Raw genomic sequence first — 16,898 nt, forward strand, 5'->3', positions numbered from 1 at the left:
GCCCGCTATGACGCAACGTCCACAATCGATCGAGGCGGCGCCTGCGGCTGCGGGCCGGCCACGGCCCGAGGAGGCCGATTGTCCCGAGCAATTCGTCGCGGTGATGCGGCGGTTACGCCAGTGGGCCGACTTGAGTTACCGGGAACTGGAGAAGCGCGCCAATGCCGCCGGCCACGTCCTGCCCCGGGCCACGCTCTCCGGTGCGCTCGCGCGCAGGGACCTGCCCCGCGAGGAACTGCTCACCGCGTTCGTCCACGCCTGCGGTCTCTCCGGCCAGGACGCGGCCGCGTGGCTGGAAGCCCGTCGTCGGCTGGCCGTCGCCACCGAACCGCTCCCTGTGCGAGCCGGCGGGCCGGCGCGGGAGACCGTATCGATCGCCAATCCCGCGTCGACGACGGCCCTGCCCGGGGCGGCGGAGACGGACCAGGCGGGTCATCCCGTCGCTGCGGCGGCGGCCGACGGCGCGCCGCCCGAAGCCGCCGGTGCTTCGCCGACCGTCCCGGAGACGGATCCACACCTGAGCGAGTCCATACCAGCGGCGGAATCACCACCGCCCGTGAGCGCACCGGCTCCGAGTCCCGTCACAGCTTCGGGGCCCGGGGGCGATGCCGGCGCGCCGGGCGACGTGACCGAGACCGCCCTCTCGGATCAGAGATCGGCCGGTCCGGAACGGGCAGGCCGTGGGCGAGCACGGCCCGCCGTCATCGCCGGTCTTCGGCCGCGGCGGAGGGCGGCCGAAGACGGCCATGACCGGAGGCAGGGCGGCCGGTCGCGGCGCTCCGTCGTGGTGTCAGCAGTCGCGGTCGGGTTGGTGATCGCGGCCGCCACACTCGCCTTCGCACCCGGCCACCGCGACGGCCTGGCACCATCCGCCCCGGCCACGCCCGCACCGTCCGGCGCCGTCTCCTCGCCCCAGTCGGCATCCGCATCCCCGCCGAACACCGCCTCCGCCGACAGCGGCAGCGCCGGTGGGTCGTCCCCCGCCTCGTCCGGCCCCGCGGCTCCCCCGCCGACACGGACCTCGCCCGCCGCGACGCCGCCCCCACCGGCGCGGACCTCACCCGCCGCGACGCCGCCCTCCCCGTCCCCGACGAAACGCGGGTCCACGCCGCCGGCCACCACCGATCCGGGACCGAACCTGCCCTGGCCCGGGCCGGGCCCCACCTCGACCTGGTCGACCCCCACGCCGTCCTCCTCTCCCAGCCCGTACGCCACGTTCCCCGAGGACCCCTGCGGATCGGAGGCCCGCGACCCCTGCTTCTAGCCCCGGGCGCCCCGGCACCGTGCTCAAACCCGATCCCCGCCCATCACGGGCCCCCGAGCAGCGCCTCCCAGCAGGGCGGTCGGAGTGCCGGGTGGGGCGGGCGCCCGCCGGCGCCCGCCCCACCCGGCAGTGCTGTTGTCAGCCCGACCGACCCGACTGGTCACACGGCGCGTTGCGCGCCCTTGGTGGGTGTCGTCTTCTTGGCCGCGGTCTTGTCCTTGCTGCCGGGCTCGTCCTTCCTGCCGCCTCGGGGATGGTCGTTGGCCGCGTCCTTGTGGTGGTTGCCGGCCGGCTTCGCGTGGTCCTCGGCGGGCATCACGTGGACGTTCTTTCCCCCGCCCGAGGTCTCGCGGCCATTCGTGCCGGTGTCCGTGCCGATGTCGTCCTTGGTCTTTCCGGCCTTCCTCGGCGTCTCGGCCTTGTCCTTGCCGCCGTCCGGGCTCTTCCTGTCCTTGCCACCCGGCTCGGCGCGCTTGTCCGAACCGGTGCCAGCCTTGCCCTTCTCGGTCTTGCCGACTGCCTCGCCATGCTTGTCGGTGCCGGCGGGGGCCTTGTCCTTCCCGCCCTTGGCCTCGGTCCCGGCGTGCTTGCCGCTCGTGTCCTCGGCCTTGTCGTTCTTGCCCTCCTTGGCGCGGGCGTCGTCGTGCTTCCCGGCGTCCTGGGCCTTCCGACGGGCGGCCTCCTGCTTGACCTTGCGCTCCCACTCCCGGTCGGCGGCATCCGCCTTCGCCTGGGCCTTCGCCTTGGCGTCCAGGGCCTTCTGATAGGCCTCCAGCTTCGGGCCAATGGCCAGCGACGCGCCCTGGGTGAAGCCCTTCGAGGTGTCGAAGCCGCGCTTGATGTGGTCGATCGGGTCGGCGCCCTTCATCTGGTGGTAGTCGTCCAGGATCCGCTTGCGCAACGCGGGGTCCTTGTACGCCTTCTCCAGCAGCTCCTGGTGCTCCCGGTCGTAGTGCTCGTTGGTCGCCTGCTCGGCCAGGCCGGCGAGTACCGGCGCGAGGCCGATTCCCCCGCCGCCGAGCCGGGGCATCCGGGCGCCGACCGGGAACTTGCCGGTGACCGGTGGGGCGACGGTGGTCACCGCGGGCTGCCGGCCGACACCAAGGGGCGCCCTCGTCGTGGTCGGCGGCTTCACCCCGGTGCTGGTGGGGGTCCTGCCCGTGCTGGTGGGGGTCTTGGCGGTGGTGGTGGTCGGGGACTTGCCCGTGCTGGTGGTCGGTTTGGTGGTGACGGGGGTCTTGGGCTCGGTCGTCGTGCCGGTCTTGCCGTCCGGCCCGTGAGGTCCGCCGAACACGCGCTTGGCGTCGGCCAGCTGCTGCGTGGTGGCGGTCAGGCTCTTGTCGATCTTCTTGTAGTTGGCCGTGCCCTTCGTCGCCCCCTGGAGATCCTTCTCCAGCTGGGCCTTCTTCGTCTCGAGGTTCTGGACCATCTCCTGCGGCTCGGGCGTGTTCGCCTTCAGGGCCTTGTCATACCTGGCCTCCACCTCACGGTTCCGCGTCTCGGCCTTCTCCACGGCCTTCTCGGCCTTCTCCCGCTTCTTGCCGGTCAGCTCGGGACTCTGCAGCTTCGCCTGTGCCTTCGCGGGCTTCTTCCTGCTGGCGGCGAGTTCCTTCTCCGAGCCCGGCAGGGAGGACTTCCACTCCACCTGGTAGTCGGTGTACGCCCGCAGCGCGGTGAGCACGTCGCTGGGGACCGGGGTGGTGTTGTCCGTCTTCATCCGCTCCAGGCCGGCCTTCATCACTTGCTGCAGGCCCAGCTTGGCGCGGTAGTTGGGGTCACTCTGGTCGAGCTTCTCGCCAACCGCGAAGCGGATGCCCTCCCAGGCCCGCTGGGTCAGGCTCGGCTTACCCGACGGGTCCGGCCGGCTGGCGGGGCCGGGCTTGAGCGGGGCCGCCGTGGCGGTGCCGGCCGGGACGGCCACGGCAGCACCCGCCGCGACGGCCACGGCCGCGGCCGTCAGCACGGCCTTGCGCGACCAGCCCGCAGCCGGCCGGTTGGTCGCCGAGGCCCGGGAAGCCGCGCTCGGCCCAGCCGATGCGGGGGACTGCCCACGCCGGGGGCGTGCGGGTGGAGCAGTTAGGGGCGATAGTGGTGATCAGTGCAGCGGTTTGCCGAGGCTGGAGGATCTGATGCGTCGTACGGTCGCGCTCGCGGGTTTGCCGCTGGTTGTACTGGCTGCGGGGTGTTCGAGCGGGCAGTCGGTCGTCACCTCGCCACAGAGCAGTTCGGTGACATCACCGCGGTCCGGGACGCCTTCCGCCTCGCCCGGGCAAACGACCTCGTCGGCGTCCACCGCCTCCGCCCCGACGACCGCCTCCGTCGGGGACACTCTCGCGCTCTCGGGCGTGAAGCAGGAATAGAAGGTGGACGTCACCGTCGTCAGGGTCGTCGACCCCGCCAGTGCCAAGGAGGCGTTCTCCTCGCCCAAGGCTGGCACGAAGTTGGTCGCGGTCCAGTTCCGGCTTCGCAACACGGGAACGGCGGTCTACGACGACAGCCCCAGCAACGGCGCACGGCTCGTCGACAGCGAAGGACAGCAGTTCACCGCCAGTATCACTACCGACACCACCGCAGGTCCCGGCTTCCCCGGCAGCGTCACCATCACCCCCGGCGACACCGCGCTCGGCTACATCACGTTCGCCATCCCGACCGCTTCCCAGGTAGCGAAGATCCAGTTCACCCTGGACAGCGGCTTCGCCCCCAGCACTGGCCAGTGGACCGTCTCCTGACCCCAGGAGGGTGCCAGGCGCGACTCGCTCCCGGTGGGGCCTTGTACGTCTCGACGTCGTTGTAGGGCTCGATGGGCTGGCCGTGCCACTCGGGGTCGTCCGGGTCGTCGTACAGGCCGAGGTCCATCGTCGTGGCCACCCAGCGCGGCATGTCAACCAGCAGCATCTGGTAGCGCACGACGTCGTCGGGGCGCAGCCAGCCGGTGGTGAGGGCGATGGTGTGGACGCGGTTGGACAGATCGGGGCCCATGCCGGTGGCGGTTTCCACTCCGCCGGGTACCGGGGCCTGGATGAGGTGGTCACGGCCGTCGGTGGCGGTGGCGGCGTGGGCGACGCCCTCGGCCACGACCTGAGCCTGATCGCCCTGCGAGCCGGCACCCTGAAGCTGGCGCCCGACCTGGCCCCGCCGCATCGGGAAGCGGCCCAGGAGATCCGGGCGGGCGCGGCGGGCGCGGTCGAGCGTCTGGGCGAGGTGATCGGCATCCTGCGCGACGAGGCCGACGAGCGCACCGCCCCGGCCCCGCCGACGCCGGCATCCCGCAACTGGTGCAGGAGGCGGCCACGGTCGGCCTGGACGTGCGGCTGACGGTCACCGGGGAGGGGGGACGGCATGCCGCGCGCGGCCGAGCACGCCGCGTACCGGGTGGTCCAGGAGGGGCTGACCAACGCCGCCAAGCACCCGCCGGTCACCGTTCGGGTGACGTACACGCCGGACGGCGCCCACGTCCGGTTGGCCAACGGCGCGCCGCCGACCGCGCCGCCGGCCGACCCGGCGGCTGTGCCGGGCACCGGCGGCCGCGGCCTGCCCGGCCTGGCCGAGCGGGTCCGCCTGGCGGGCGGTACCTTCGACCACGGACCCCGCGCCGACGGCGGGGGCTTCGAGGTGCCCCCGGGGCCGCCCGTGGGCTACAGGGGCCCCCGCAGCTCCACGAGCTACGGGACGAGGAGGACCCCGGCCGCGACCGTTCGCCCGGGGCGGGGCACGACCGGCCGTCAGCCCTTCGGCGTGGGACCGGACTTGCCGAGGGTGAGGTCCAGGTTGGGCCGGTCCGCCTTGGGTGCGGAGATCCGCATCGTCGTGTAGTCGCCGCCGGTCAGGCCGCCGAGGGTCACCGTGGCGGGGACCGCGGCAACGCCGCCGGCCGCGTTCTTCTCCCACAACCGCCCGGTGGCGGTGGGGCTCAGCCCGCCCCAGCCCTTCCAGACCAGCCCGTCCAACTGCGCCGCGCCGTTGCCGCACGCCAGGGCGAAGGAGCGGGGCGACGAGAGCGACCGGCCGTCGCATTCGTAGATTACGGCGGGCGCCTCGCTCGGTTCCGGCGGCTGCTCGGGAGCCAATGCCGACGGCACGACCTCCGGGGACGTCGGCTGCGGTACGGGCGGCAGCGGAACCGTCGGGGAGGCCGTGGCCGTGGGCGAGGCCGGCTCCGCGGGCCGCACCGGCGGGGCGGAGGCGGACGGCGCCGCGCCCGTCCCGGTGCTCGAACAGCCGGCGACCGCGAGCAGCAGCGCGAGCGCCCCGGTCGCGAGGCCAGCCGCGCCGCGCTGGTGTCCGATCGCCCTCCACGTGGCCTGGCCTGCCATGGTCCCCCCCGGTTGGGTGATGAGCGTCGATCCGCCCGTGTAGCGGTTCGCCCCAGAGTACCCGCATGCTCTCCGGGGCCGGTCCGCGCCGACAAGGCGTACGGCCCCCGCGCGAACCGGGCGACCTGCCAGCTGCCGGCCGGGCTGCCGGCCCCGGTCACAGTGGCAGATGCACCTGCGGCCCGGGTGCCCCGGGGCGGCGGGCAGCAGTCGAGGCCGGCGGACCAGGCAGCAGGTGCAACACGCCCACCTGGCCCCCTCCCGGCCACATAACACCTGGTCAGACCCGCAACACGGCACCGTGATGGTCTGGACCCCGAACGAGGAGAGCAGCGCGGGCCCGAGGCCACCTCAGCTGAACGCCGACGGCCGACGGATCAGGCGCTGGAAGGCGCCCTCAGTCGAAGTTCTGGATCACCACACTGCATGCCAGACCACACATCACGCTCACGGCGGATGCGACGAAGCGCCATGGGGCCCAACGCATCCGGGGCGGCAGGACCCAGGCAGCCGCGACGAGCATCAACTGTGCGCCCATCAGGCCGTAGGCAGTGTCGTACTGCAGACCCCAGTCCCGCCCACAGGCACCCCTCGGCATGCACTGGTCGACCTCAACCGCGCGAACCAGTACGAAGTACCAGTAGAGGATCTGGCAGAGCGGGAGCAGAACCGTCGCGACGAGCGGAAACTTCCACGCGTCGCGGTCGTGCGGTGGCGATGCGGATCCGGCCGGGATGTTGTCCATGGACCGATTCCACCGTGCCGAACCGGACCACACACGAGCGCGACTACTCAGTCGGGACGGATCGGGTACCCAGTTATCTCTGGCCACCCAGCGCGGCGGCGGCCCGGCGCCACCAGCCGAAGGCCGGCCCCGACACCCACCACCCGGGCAGGCGCAGCACCAGCGGCTCCGGCGGGCCCGGCACGCCGACACCTGGCGGTCGACGGTCGGACGACGGCCCGCACCCGAGCAGCACCCGCGGGCCCGTCCAGTGCCCTATCGCGCCCCGACCACAGCACGCCCTCCCCCGCCTTCGACCAGGTCGCCGACGAGCTCTACCTCCTCGCCCCGGCCAACTTCACCGCCGCCCGCAACCGGCGCGCCGACGAGCTCAAGAAGACCGACCCGGCCCTCGCCAAACAAGTCCGCGCGCTGCACCGCCCCACCCAGGCCGCATGGGCCGCCAACCTCCTCGCCCACCACCACCGGGACCTGGTCGAGCAGCTCCTCGACCTCGGCCAGGCCCTACGGGACGCCCAACAGCACCTCGCCGGCGCGCAGCTGCGCGAGCTCGTCGAGCAGCGCCGTCATCTGGTGAGGGAAATGACCGGGCAGGCGGGACGGGATGCTGCGGCGGCCGGCCATCCGCTCGGCGCGGGCGCCGTCGCCGACCTGGACCGGACGCTGAGTGCCGCGCTCGCCGATCCGGACGCCGGCCGGGCCCTATCCGAGGGCCGGCTGACCGTGCCGTTGGACCCCGTGCTCTGGCCGGGCGCCGCCCCCGGCGTGCCGGAGGCCGACACGCCGGGCCCTGCCCGCGGACCGCGGCAAGCAGCGAAGAAGACGCCCGTGCCGGCCCGCGGGCCGCGGCCGCCACGACGACGACGGTGGCGACCAGAGCGGCCCTGGCCAGGGAGGTGATACGCACGATGACTCCTTCGACGACGACCTGTCGTGCACCTTCCTACCGGCCACCCGGCCACAGCTGAAAGCAGGTCAGCCACCGTTCACCCCACAGCACGACTAGTCGTACCGCAACCCACCACCCCACCATGCCGGCATGGCCAGCGGGTCGGTCGGCTCCACCAGCTCCCGGACCGGGACCAAGAGCACGAACTACGCGGACGCGGCCGCGGCGGCCGGCCCGTTCTACCAGCGGGTGAGGTGCTCCCCAAGCGCCCGGCGCAGCAGAGCGAGGGCTTCGTCGGCGCCCGGGCAGCGCAGGGGTTCGCCGCTGGCGGCGTCGGAGACGATGCTGCTGTCGATCAGGGCGGTCCAGGTGCCGCATTGGACGTCGTACTCCTCGATCCAGTCGACCGGGCGGCCGGCACGCTGCAGTTCCTGGACGCCCGAGTGGTCGGGCCAGGTGAGGTGGACCAGGCCGTCGTCGAGCGCGGAGCGGTTCGGGGTGCCCAGGCCGCGGGCGCTGGGAACGGTCCGACGGCGGCGGCGGCCGGCTCGCCCCGGCCGCCCGGCGGGGCCTGGCACACCTCGCGCGCCTCGCCGGGGACTTCCCGACCGCCCAGGCGGCCGCACAGGGCCTCGGGTGGAAGGGCCGGCAGCACCGCGTCGAGACATCCTGTGGCCGCACGCCGACATGCGGCGTGCGGCCGACGCCTACCTCGCCGCCCGCACCCAGGCCGAGCAGCACGGCGTCGCCGGCGAGCGCGCCACCTCCCAGGCCCAGCGCGCCCTCGTCCTCGCCTTCACCGACCCCCGCCTGGCCGGCGACGAGATCGACGCTCCGGGCTCGACCAGCGCGAGCAGCGCGGTCCGCAGAGCGGGGACCAGATCGACCGCGCGCTTGCGGCCACCGCCGGGCCGCCGTGCCCGGCCCAGCGGCGGCTCACAGCACTCCAGCTACACACGCGACCAGCCTGATCCCGCCATGCCCGATCGACCCGCCCCCATCAACAGGCGCCGCTGCCGGTCATCGAGATGCGGCATGATCGCCTCGAACTTGGCTTGCAGCAAGCCATGTTGCTCTCTGCAAGCCCTATCGTCCCGGCATTGACTTTGAAACGCCCCTGGGGTCGCCTGGCGCGGTCGGGCCGCGTTCGGGCCGAGCGCTCCTGGGGCGCGGGGCGCACGCCTCGGCGAGCGGCGTGACTCACGAGCCCCGCCAGATGGATGATTTCTGATCAGCGTGCTTGTCGTGGACGCCATCCGATTGGGCTACTGGTATGCAATCCGAGCCGGTGGGCCGCCTATGCGAGGCCTTGCGGCACTCGGAGTATCCGCTGGTCTGCCCGCTCGCGGGGGCGGCGCACCGGAGTGCAGCATCACGATGAGGAGAGGCCCATGCCTTTGTCTCCGAACCAAGGCTCCACGGGGGGTGGCACCTCCGTGACCATCACGAGCACCACCCCCAACGCCTTGAGTACCATCAGCGAGGTGTTGTTCGGCCCGAATCCGGCCACCAACGTCACGTACCACCCCGTCCCCGACAACGTCACCTGCGCGTCGCCGGCCGGCGCCGGCGTGGTCCAGGTGAGGGCGGTCCTCGCGAACGGGCAGACCAGCAGCGGCACGCCGTTCTACTACATCCCGGCACCGGTCGCGGCCTCCCTGAGCCCAACGCACGGTCCCCTCGCGAGCGGCACCACGGTCACCATCACCGGCATCGCTCTGGACACCACCACCGGCGTCTCCTTCGATGCCAACGCCGCGACCGTGACCTCGAAGACCGACGGCCGGCTCGTGGTCACCGCCCCGGCGGGCACCGCCGGGGCGGTGTCGGTCAGCATCACGACCGCCGCCGGAACCTTCGACGGCCTGACCTACACGTACGTCGCGAACCCCGGCGCGCTGACCCTGGCCCCCACGTCCGGCCCGATAGGCGGCGGCAGGTCGGTGACCATCACGGCCATCGGCGACGTGGCAACCACCTCCCAGGTCCTCTTCAGCACCACATCGGTACCGTTCTCGGTCACTGGGACCCACACGCTGGCCGTCATCACGCCCGCCCACGCCCTCGGCACCGTCAACGTCTCCGTCACCACAGCAGGCGGAACCAGCACCGCCACAGGCGCATTCACCTACACGCTCTTGTGAGGTACCACTCTCATCGCACCGCAGGGGGTCTGTAAAAAGAACGGCTCTGTCTCACATCCGGTGGTAACGGATCGTGAGCATCGGGTGCGTCAGTTGTTCAAAGAGTGTGGCTAGCGGGGTACAGGCGGCCGTCCCGGCCTCGGTGGGCCGGGACGGCGGGGGTGTGGGTGGCGGTTCCTGGGTCAGCCGGTGACGGTCTCGGCGCGTGGGTGGAGAGCGTCCAGGAGCGCGGTCTGGTGGTCGGTCAGCTTGCCCTCGGTGCGGGCCTTGTCCTGCTTGCGCAGCCAGGTGCCGGGGCGGAAGGTCGGGTCCGCCTCGCCGCCGGTGCGGTTGGCCGGGCCGTCGAGGGTTCCGCCGGCGGCGAGGTAGGCGAGCAGGCGGCGGTACGACCTGTTCCAGTCCGGCTCCAGGCGCCACAGCTCGTCCAGGGCGTCGAGCTTGGCGACCTGGTCGGGGTTAAGGTTCTCGGCCTTGCGCTGGCGGCGCATCCACGCGCCCACGGCGTAGTCGTCCAGCTTGGCGGTCGCCGGGATCGCGAGGTGGCCGTGCTGGTGGTGGAACGCGGCGGCGTAGGCGGCCCCGCGTTCCCAGGCGTTGGCGTTCTTCGACCAGATCATGCCGAGCGCGTCCAGCTCGGACACCCGGGCCGGGTCGAGCAGGCCCTGGCCGTTGAGATGGCGCTGGCGGGTGAGCCAGGAGATCAGCTCCGTGTGCTTCGCCTTGTCGGTGGGGTCGAGGTGGCCGTGCTGGAGGTGGAAGACCGCCGCGACCGCGTGCATCCGCTGCCACTCGACCGCGCGCGGGTTGAAAGCCCGCAGCTTCACGGTCTGCAGAATCTGCGCTGCGTGGTGCCGGGCGTTGATCCTGAGCCACTCGATCGGCGACTCGACCGGGGCCGGCTGCTGCTCGCCCTCCCCGGCCGCGGCGGCCTCGCTCTCGGCCGGCTTGGCCGCGGTGGTGTGCGCGGTGCCCTGGGAGCGGCTGGCGCGCAGTTCGGTGATCCGGCCGACCACCCGGGCGTCGTGCGCAGCGAGGGCGCGCAGGACCCGCCAGATGGTGCGGAAGCTGGAGGCCTCGATCTCGGCGTCGGCCTCGGCCTTCACGGCCTCGCCGGCGTCGTGGACCTCGGCCGGGTGCGCGGCGGCGGTGTCGTCGCCGACCTCCGGTGTCGGCAGGTACACCGGGATGATGACCCAGCTGACCTTGTCCTCGCGGTAGGTCTGGCGCAGCGCCCGGCCGACGGCCTGGACGATGTCGATGACGCTCGACTTCGGGTCCGCGAAGCAGATCGCGTCCACGGCGGCGACGTCGATTCCTTCCGTCAGGAGGCGACTGTTGCACAGGATGCCGCACTCCTCGCCGTCCTCACCGGTGTGCTTCTTGAAGTCGGTGAACGCGGCCCGGCGGTCCTTGAGGCGGTCGGTGCCGGCCACCGCCTTCGCCCAGATCCGCTCCGGGCGCTCCGCTTCGGGCAGCAGCTCCGAGGCCCCCAGCAGGGAGTTCGCGAACTCGCGGGCCGCCGTGACCCGGGAGTGGAAAGTGATGACCCGCCTGAGTCCGAGGTCGGCGACCGCGCGCAGCACCGCGATCTGGAGGGCCAGGCGCAGCAGTTCCTCGTTGCTGCGCTGGGAGCGTAGGTCGGCGATGGCCGGGAGGTTGAGCAGCTCGCGCAGGTCCTCGTCCGTGACCACCGGCACGAGGACGCGGTAGTCGGCGAGGTAGCCGTGCTCGATCCCCTGCCCGAGGGTCCAGGTGAAACAGACCTTGCCGTAGATCTCCTCCGAGTCCATGGAGCAGAGCGCGGGCAGCGCCTGGCCGTCGGCGTCGGCGAGGTCGGCTAGGCCGTCCTTCGCGCGCCGGTCATCGGCGATCCGGGGCGTCGCGGTGAAGTACAGCCGGCGCTTCGCGGGCACGTCCGTGTCGTTGTGGATCGCGGCCCACGCCTTCCCTTCCGAACCGGCGGTGCGGTGCGCCTCGTCGATGATCACGAGGTCCCACTGGGCCAGGCCCCAGTCGCGGTGGGCCTGGACGATGCGCTCCAGGCTCGCGTAGGTCGCGTACACGGTGACCGGCTCGCCGGCCTTCTCCTTGGCGACCAGGTCGGCAATCCGCGGAGCCTGCGTGGTCACCTGGGCGTGGACGCGGCCTCCGGCCTCCGCGCTCTCCAGCGCCTCCTCCCGCGAACACACCGCCACCGCCCGACCCCGGCGCCCGCCCCGCAGCGACCAGGCCTCGGCGGTTTGCTCCAGCAGCTCGATCGTCGGCACCAGCACCAGCACCCGGCCCTTCGCCGCCAGACGCCGGGCGCAGCCGGCCGCGATCAGCGTCTTGCCCGAGCCGGTCGCCGCGACGACGGTGGCGCGGCCGCCGTCCTTCACCTCGCGCACCGCGGCCGCGACGGCATCCTTCTGGAACCAGTGCAGCGGCAGCGGGTTCACCGCGGTGGCGCCGGACGGCTGCGCCGGGAGCGGCGGTACGGCCTGGGCGCGCAGTCCGGCCGGCACATCCTGCTTGGCGGTGGCGGTGGTGGTCTCCACGGCGGTGGCGGTGGTGGTCTCCACGGCGGTGCTTCTCCTTCGGATGCTGAGACGGCGGGGCGGAGCGGGCGGTGCTGTGGGACGGTCGGGGCCGTCGGCCTCTCCCCGGGGCCAGGTCATGGATGGGGAGATGTGACTGGGTATTTCAGTTGGCCAGTTGAGCAACGCCCGCCAGGATCTGACACATGACACGCGACGACCTCGCCGAGATGCTCGCCGACCAGACGCCGGCCTGCGGCCCCGCACGCGACGCCCTGCTCTCCGGAGGCACCTTCGATGTCTGGGACGGCCTGATCCCCGCCAGCCGGCATTTCGGCACCTACTCGTTTCGGCTCCGGAACACCCAGAGGCGCGGGGTCGCGACACTCGGCCTCACCGAGACCCTTGGGATCCTCGAACGAGCAGGAGAGGAACCCTTGCGCATCGGCAGGATCAGGACGGCGGATGGAGCCTGGGCGTTCATGCTCTTCTTCAACGCCGAAGCCACGACGGTGCTGGCCTGCGCCCGAGGCGGCCGTGTCCGGCCCGAGGACGACTGACAGCGAGCCGAACACTCAACCGGCCGCCTCACCCGCACACGGGCCAACTGGAGCGCTCAGTCACAGGAGAGGCCGACCGGGCCTACTACTCGGCTACCCAGCCGCGGACTTCCAGGTAGGCGATGTCGGCGTCCTCGACGGCGCGACCGGTCTCCACCAGCCAGGCCCGCATCGCCTCGGTCACGTCGCCGTGGTGGTCCGCGACCCGCTGGGACCACTCGACGGCGTCGAAGCCCCCGGTGCTGGCGGAGCCGTAGGTGCGCTCCTCGGTGCCGTCCGCGCGGGGGATGAAGCCGCGGCGCAGACCCGGCGAGTCCTGCGTCGAGCCGGCCGACATCGTGTACTGGTTGGCCTTCATCCGGACGGTGAAGGCGAGGCGGCCTCCGGCCTGGCCCGTCTCGTGCACCACCGGGGCGAGGTGGGAGGCGCCGGACTTGATGGCCTGCTTGCCCGCGCGACCGGCCATCGACTCGCCGGGTTTACCGACGACGTCCTTGCCCCGCACCCGGGCCTTCTGCCCGGTCTTGGTGCGGCGACGGGTGGTGTTCGCCTCGGCGATCCCAGACAGCGCCTCGGTGTCGCGCTCGCCCCCGCGCACCGCCCGCACCACCTGGCGCAGCGCGCCGACGAACGCCTTGCCCTTGCCCTTGGTGAAGAACTGGGAGACCAGGCTCGCGTCGCGGCCGAGCATCTTGGCGACCTGGCGCTTGGTGTAGCCCTGGTCGATGAGCTCCTGGGTCAGGCGCGCGGCCTCGTTCGGGTTGTTCGGGTCGGCCGGGCTCACTGGTCAGCTCCCTTCTCGGCGAGTTCGGCGCGGCCCAGGCCGCGCAGCTTGAGGTACTGCTCCTGGCTGGTCGGGTGCTCGACGGGACCGGTGAGGTGGCCCTTGAGGAGGTAGTCGCCGGGCTCGCCCCGGTAGGGCCAGGGCTGGCGCTCGGTCAGGGCGATGCCGTCGGTGCCGAAGTAGACGACCGTGCCGGGCTTCGCGTGCAGGGCCCCGGCGTAGCCAATGACCTCCTTGCCCTGGCGGTACTTCATGTCCAGCAGGGCCGCCCGCGCCCCGGACCACACGTAGGCGGCCCACTCCGGGTGCGCGTACGGGTCGCGGGAGAAGCCGGCCTGCCGCTGCCAGGTGACGACCTGGTCGTCCTGGCCGAGGATCTCCACCCCAGCCGGGAGCGCCTCGCCGAGCGGGGTGGTGCCGGAGACCAGGCGCGGGCGCTGGGCGAACCCACCGAGGCCGAACAGCAGCACGCTGCGCACGGCGCGGGAGGCGAGGTAGGCGGCGGTGCGCTGTCGCTCGTCCCCGTGGATGCGGGAGAGGTTGGTCAGGTCCGCCCAGGCGCCCTTGAGGCGCTTCCCCCACTCGTCCAAGGGCTTGCCGTCCTCGAAGAGCAGGCCGCCGAGGATCTCGACCTTCCACGGCATCAGGTGGTTCGACAGGGCGAGGTGGACCTCCGCGCCACCCGCCCACGTGGTGAAGGTGGCACCCGGTGTGGCCGGGTAGACCCAGGCGCGGTCACCGGTCACCGGTGCGGGGAGCAGACCGACGTGGTTCCACCCGGCCGGGACGGTCACCCGCACGTTCCAGTGCGAGCAGGACATCAGCGCCTTCGTCTGCTCCTGCTCGGACATCGCCGAGAACGCCGCAGCCGTGATGCGGCGCGGCGTGCCGACCGGGGACTTCCACAGGTGCTTCGCGTAGGCGAACGTGCGGTCGTACTCCACCAGGGCGGGCAGCTGCTCCGGCACCCGCGGCGGCAGGATCAGCTCCGTGCGGCCCTGACCGCCGGTCGCGTGCAGAAGCCCGCGCAGCTCCTCCGACAGGACCGGGTAGCCCCCCGCCCACTTACCCGTGACCGGGATCGTGCGCGACCACAGATCCCGGCCGGTCTGGCTGGGCGAACCCATGAGCACGGCGTCGTCCCAGTGCCGGCGCAGCGCCTGCCACAGCAGCGTGAACGCCTGGCGGCAGGTGACGACGTCGGCGCCGTCCGGGTCGAACCACTCCCCCATGCTGCGGATCTCGGTGCTGCCGCTGTCCGGGGCGCTCGCGGGGGCGTAGCGGCCGACCGGCTGGCGCTGGTGCACGAAGTGCCCGGCCAGCTTGTCCCGACCCGAGCCGACCGCGGTCGTCCACCGCTCCGACGGCGTGTTCAGCCAGGCGGCGACCGCGTCCTTGAGGGTGGAGTAGCGCTCGGCGCCGTCATGCCACGGGGCGCCGGCGGTGATGTAGACCCGCTCGGTGCCGGGCGCGGTGGCGAGGACCGCGTCCAGGATCTCCCCGGGCGTGCGGGCGCCGAGGTCGACCCGGACCACCTGGTCGCGGACCGCGAGCATCCCGGCCGCCACGTCCAGGAAAACCGTCGCGCGGGCCTGCTGGACGAAGTTCGGGCGCTTGGAAACCAGGCCCGTCGTCACGGCCTCGAACCGCGCACCCGCCGGACCCTCGGGAAGGGTGGGCAGCTCGCGCGGACCGGCCTCAACCACCAGACGCACCGGGGCAGCGACCGGCGCAGCAACGGCGGGCGCGGCCGGGGCGGGCTGCTCGGCGACGGCCTTGTCCTCGTCCTCGTGTGACACCTCGGCCACCGGGGCGACCGCGGCCGGCTGCTTGGCCACGGCGGCAGGACGGGTCAGCGCCGGGGCCACGGCGACTGTAGGCGCGGCGACCAGAGCGGGCTCGGCCACGGGCGCCGGGGCAGGCGCAACAGCGGCGGCCTGGTCGTCGGCCTTGGCGGTGCGGACGGCGGCCGGGGTCGGGTCCAGCAGCGGCGCGATCCGCACGACGTCGCCGACCGACAGACCCGAGGCCTTCGCGATGGCCGGCGCCTGGGCGCCCTCGTACCCCGCCAGCCCGGCAACCCGACGCGCACGCTGGGCGGTGAGCTTGTCCAGCTCCTTCTGCGCGGCCGCGACCGTCTTCTCGGCGGCCGTGATCTCGGTACGCAGCTCGCGCAGACCGGCAAGCTCGGCGGTGTACGTCCTGCGGTCCATCAGGCCTGCTCCCCCTCGACGGCGGGCTGGTCAGCGGTGGTCGGGTTGGTGATGACATAGGCAAGCGGGCCGCCGGACACCGACGCCAGGCGGGTACCGAGCAGCAAGCTCGCCAGACGGGCGTCCTCGGGGTCGGCCGGGTCGGCGGCGTTCGCGGGGGCGGTGAGGTCGGTCAGGTAACCGGCCAGGCGCGCCTCCGGGAACCGGTACCGCCCCGCGGTGCCGGCGGTGCCGTCGGCCTCCCACGCGGTGAGGCCGGTCAGCACCGCGACGACGAACCCGGCCACCGTCACCGGCAGCACGGCGCCGGCCGCGACCCGGGCCGGGTCGCAGCGCCACCAACCGGACAGCGCGGCCAGCAGCTGCGTCTCGTTCAGTGCGGTGCCGAAGCCGATCCACTCGCGGTCCGGCTCCTCCACCCGCGCGGGGGCGTCCGAACGCAGCACCGCGACCTCGGCCGCGCCGAGCACGGCCAGGTCCGCGGCAGGGCGGGCCTGCAACCGCTGGAGCGCGGCCAGCGGGAACACCTGCCGACCCTGCTCGCGAACGCCCGGGACCACGCCGGTGGCCATCAGCTTCTTCACCGTCGGGATCGAGCACCCCAGGGCCGTCCCGGCCTGCCCGGTCGTCACGAACACACCCACAACCTCCACGCCTATCCATTCAACTCGAAACGCTAGGGCGACCCTACGCCTCCCCACCGACACTGTCCACGCCCCTCTAGTAAGTCGTACAAGCACGCCTTGGCCGTTGTCCGATGGAAGCAGCCAGATCCGCCGAACCCGCCTCCCCGCACTCGCGCTGCCCGTACGGTCACCACGAGCGCGGTCCAACTGGCAACGCGCAGCATGGCGAAAAGGAGAGCTCGTGTACCGTCCCCCACCAACCGGCAGTCAGCAGACAGGGCTGGTAGCGCGGTTCGAGCGGCCGGAGAACCGGATGGTCTCCAAGCCGGTCGTGGCCTTCGACGACGGCGCGGCGATGGTTCTCAGTTCGGAGAATCGCCTGGTCGCGGCTTACCGGCGGCCCGGCTACGCGGGGTTGAAGCCGGTCCCGACCGCGGTCGGTGCCCTGACAGCGGAGCCGGGCGTCCGGGTGCGCCGCTGGAGCACGGGAGACGACGAGTGCCCGGCCTGGACCACCTGGACTGTTCCCGTCGTCGGCTGGCTGGCCTTCTCCGACGGAGGCGCTCTGCCACTGCTTGCGGTCGGTTCCGTTGAGCCTGAGGGCTGCGTCCTCGTTCACCAGGACGGGACGGAGTCGGACGGTGGCGAGGTCCTCGACTACCTCATCCCCTGGTGCGGCCAGTGCGCCTCTATGGCCCGGCGCTACACCGCCGACGGCGGCCTGTGCCCCACATGCCATGCCGACCACCCGGCCCATGGCGGCACAGAGCCGAAGAAGGCCGAGAAAGCTCCGCTGGACTGATCCAGTGCGGCGCTACCCCCGTCGCCAGGTGCTCTGTCCCCG

16 protein-coding genes and 1 pseudogene are annotated in these 16,898 nt (G+C 72.7%); 6 read left to right on the forward strand and 11 right to left on the reverse strand.

Annotated features, from left to right (window positions below):
* The first annotated feature begins 7 nt into the window (after positions 1-7).
* On the forward strand, positions 8-1,264 hold the full coding sequence (locus OG286_RS00605) for a helix-turn-helix domain-containing protein (RefSeq protein WP_405364587.1): 1,257 nt from the start codon (positions 8-10) through the stop codon (positions 1,262-1,264).
* A gap of 160 nt (positions 1,265-1,424) precedes the next feature.
* On the opposite strand, the gene OG286_RS00610 is transcribed toward OG286_RS00605, so the two are convergent.
* Both OG286_RS00610 and OG286_RS00615 read right to left on the reverse strand, forming a co-directional pair.
* Entirely contained in the window at positions 1,425-3,227 is a 1,803-nt protein-coding gene (locus OG286_RS00610) for a hypothetical protein (RefSeq protein WP_405364589.1), read from the reverse strand.
* A gap of 132 nt (positions 3,228-3,359) precedes the next feature.
* A complete protein-coding gene (locus tag OG286_RS00615) occupies positions 3,360-3,638 on the reverse strand; it encodes a hypothetical protein (RefSeq protein ID WP_396325665.1) in 279 nt (92 codons plus the stop codon).
* On the opposite strand from OG286_RS00615, the gene OG286_RS00620 reads away from it, so the two are divergent.
* Entirely contained in the window at positions 3,628-3,993 is a 366-nt protein-coding gene (locus OG286_RS00620) for a DUF4352 domain-containing protein (protein WP_396325666.1), read from the forward strand. The genes OG286_RS00615 and OG286_RS00620 overlap by 11 nt on opposite strands.
* On the opposite strand, the gene OG286_RS00625 is transcribed toward OG286_RS00620, so the two are convergent.
* A complete protein-coding gene (locus tag OG286_RS00625) occupies positions 3,941-4,339 on the reverse strand; it encodes a hypothetical protein (RefSeq protein WP_396325667.1) in 399 nt (132 codons plus the stop codon). The genes OG286_RS00620 and OG286_RS00625 overlap by 53 nt on opposite strands.
* Here OG286_RS00625 and OG286_RS00630 point away from each other — a divergent pair.
* Positions 4,319-4,579 carry a histidine kinase gene (locus OG286_RS00630; RefSeq protein ID WP_396325668.1) on the forward strand — a complete coding sequence of 87 codons (261 nt, stop codon included), beginning with the start codon at positions 4,319-4,321 and terminating at the stop codon, positions 4,577-4,579. The genes OG286_RS00625 and OG286_RS00630 overlap by 21 nt on opposite strands.
* A 407-nt stretch (positions 4,580-4,986) precedes the next feature.
* Here the strand turns inward: OG286_RS00630 and OG286_RS00635 are convergent, their stop codons facing one another.
* The 4 genes and pseudogenes from OG286_RS00635 to OG286_RS00650 form a co-directional block, all read right to left on the reverse strand.
* Positions 4,987-5,577 (reverse strand): hypothetical protein, encoded by a 591-nt coding sequence (locus tag OG286_RS00635; RefSeq protein ID WP_396325669.1) that lies wholly within the window; start codon positions 5,575-5,577, stop codon positions 4,987-4,989.
* A gap of 397 nt (positions 5,578-5,974) precedes the next feature.
* Positions 5,975-6,322 (reverse strand): hypothetical protein, encoded by a 348-nt coding sequence (locus tag OG286_RS00640; RefSeq protein WP_396325670.1) that lies wholly within the window; start codon positions 6,320-6,322, stop codon positions 5,975-5,977.
* Positions 6,323-7,450: 1,128 nt separating this feature from the next.
* Entirely contained in the window at positions 7,451-7,789 is a 339-nt protein-coding gene (locus OG286_RS00645) for a hypothetical protein (RefSeq protein WP_396325671.1), read from the reverse strand.
* A gap of 258 nt (positions 7,790-8,047) precedes the next feature.
* Positions 8,048-8,248: pseudogene (locus OG286_RS00650) on the reverse strand (ISAzo13 family transposase); the annotation flags it as partial.
* Between the two features lie 354 nt (positions 8,249-8,602).
* Here OG286_RS00650 and OG286_RS00655 point away from each other — a divergent pair.
* Positions 8,603-9,355, forward strand: coding sequence for an IPT/TIG domain-containing protein (locus OG286_RS00655; RefSeq protein WP_396325672.1), 753 nt, complete (start codon positions 8,603-8,605; stop codon positions 9,353-9,355).
* Between the two features lie 182 nt (positions 9,356-9,537).
* Here OG286_RS00655 and OG286_RS00660 read toward each other — a convergent pair whose 3' ends face one another.
* Complete coding sequence (locus tag OG286_RS00660; protein WP_405363565.1) at positions 9,538-11,916, reverse strand: Helicase associated domain protein; 2,379 nt, start codon at positions 11,914-11,916, stop codon at positions 9,538-9,540.
* A 161-nt stretch (positions 11,917-12,077) separates the two neighbouring features.
* Here OG286_RS00660 and OG286_RS00665 point away from each other — a divergent pair, with 161 nt between their 5' ends.
* Positions 12,078-12,431, forward strand: coding sequence for a hypothetical protein (locus OG286_RS00665; RefSeq protein WP_396325674.1), 354 nt, complete (start codon positions 12,078-12,080; stop codon positions 12,429-12,431).
* 85 nt (positions 12,432-12,516) lie between these two features.
* Here the strand turns inward: OG286_RS00665 and OG286_RS00670 are convergent, their stop codons facing one another.
* From OG286_RS00670 to OG286_RS00680, 3 genes are read right to left on the reverse strand one after another with little or no spacing between them, the layout of a single operon-like run.
* A complete protein-coding gene (locus OG286_RS00670; RefSeq protein ID WP_396325675.1) occupies positions 12,517-13,215 on the reverse strand; it encodes a helix-turn-helix domain containing protein in 699 nt (232 codons plus the stop codon).
* A complete protein-coding gene (locus tag OG286_RS00675; RefSeq protein ID WP_396325676.1) occupies positions 13,212-15,428 on the reverse strand; it encodes a hypothetical protein in 2,217 nt (738 codons plus the stop codon). The genes OG286_RS00670 and OG286_RS00675 overlap by 4 nt, the downstream gene beginning before the upstream one ends.
* On the reverse strand, positions 15,428-16,066 hold the full coding sequence (locus OG286_RS00680; RefSeq protein ID WP_396325677.1) for a DNA-binding protein: 639 nt from the start codon (positions 16,064-16,066) through the stop codon (positions 15,428-15,430). The genes OG286_RS00675 and OG286_RS00680 overlap by 1 nt, the downstream gene beginning before the upstream one ends.
* 319 nt (positions 16,067-16,385) lie before the next feature.
* Here OG286_RS00680 and OG286_RS00685 point away from each other — a divergent pair, with 319 nt between their 5' ends.
* Positions 16,386-16,856, forward strand: coding sequence for a hypothetical protein (locus OG286_RS00685; RefSeq protein WP_396325678.1), 471 nt, complete (start codon positions 16,386-16,388; stop codon positions 16,854-16,856).
* Positions 16,857-16,898: the final 42 nt, after the last annotated feature.

The organism is Kitasatospora sp. NBC_00039, from assembly GCF_045160625.1.
Lineage (GTDB): Bacteria > Actinomycetota > Actinomycetes > Streptomycetales > Streptomycetaceae > Kitasatospora.

Bases quoted from the DNA above. Each gene is read 5' to 3' on its own strand.
- OG286_RS00605 (WP_405364587.1), top strand. From the start codon at position 8: ATGACGCAACGTCCACAATCGATCGAGGCGGCGCCTGCGGCTGCGGGC.
- OG286_RS00665 (WP_396325674.1), top strand. From the start codon at position 12,078: ATGACACGCGACGACCTCGCCGAGATGCTCGCCGACCAGACGCCGGCC.
- OG286_RS00655 (WP_396325672.1), top strand. From the start codon at position 8,603: ATGCCTTTGTCTCCGAACCAAGGCTCCACGGGGGGTGGCACCTCCGTG.
- OG286_RS00635 (WP_396325669.1), bottom strand. From the start codon at position 5,577: ATGGCAGGCCAGGCCACGTGGAGGGCGATCGGACACCAGCGCGGCGCG.
- OG286_RS00640 (WP_396325670.1), bottom strand. From the start codon at position 6,322: ATGGACAACATCCCGGCCGGATCCGCATCGCCACCGCACGACCGCGAC.
- OG286_RS00675 (WP_396325676.1), bottom strand. From the start codon at position 15,428: ATGGACCGCAGGACGTACACCGCCGAGCTTGCCGGTCTGCGCGAGCTG.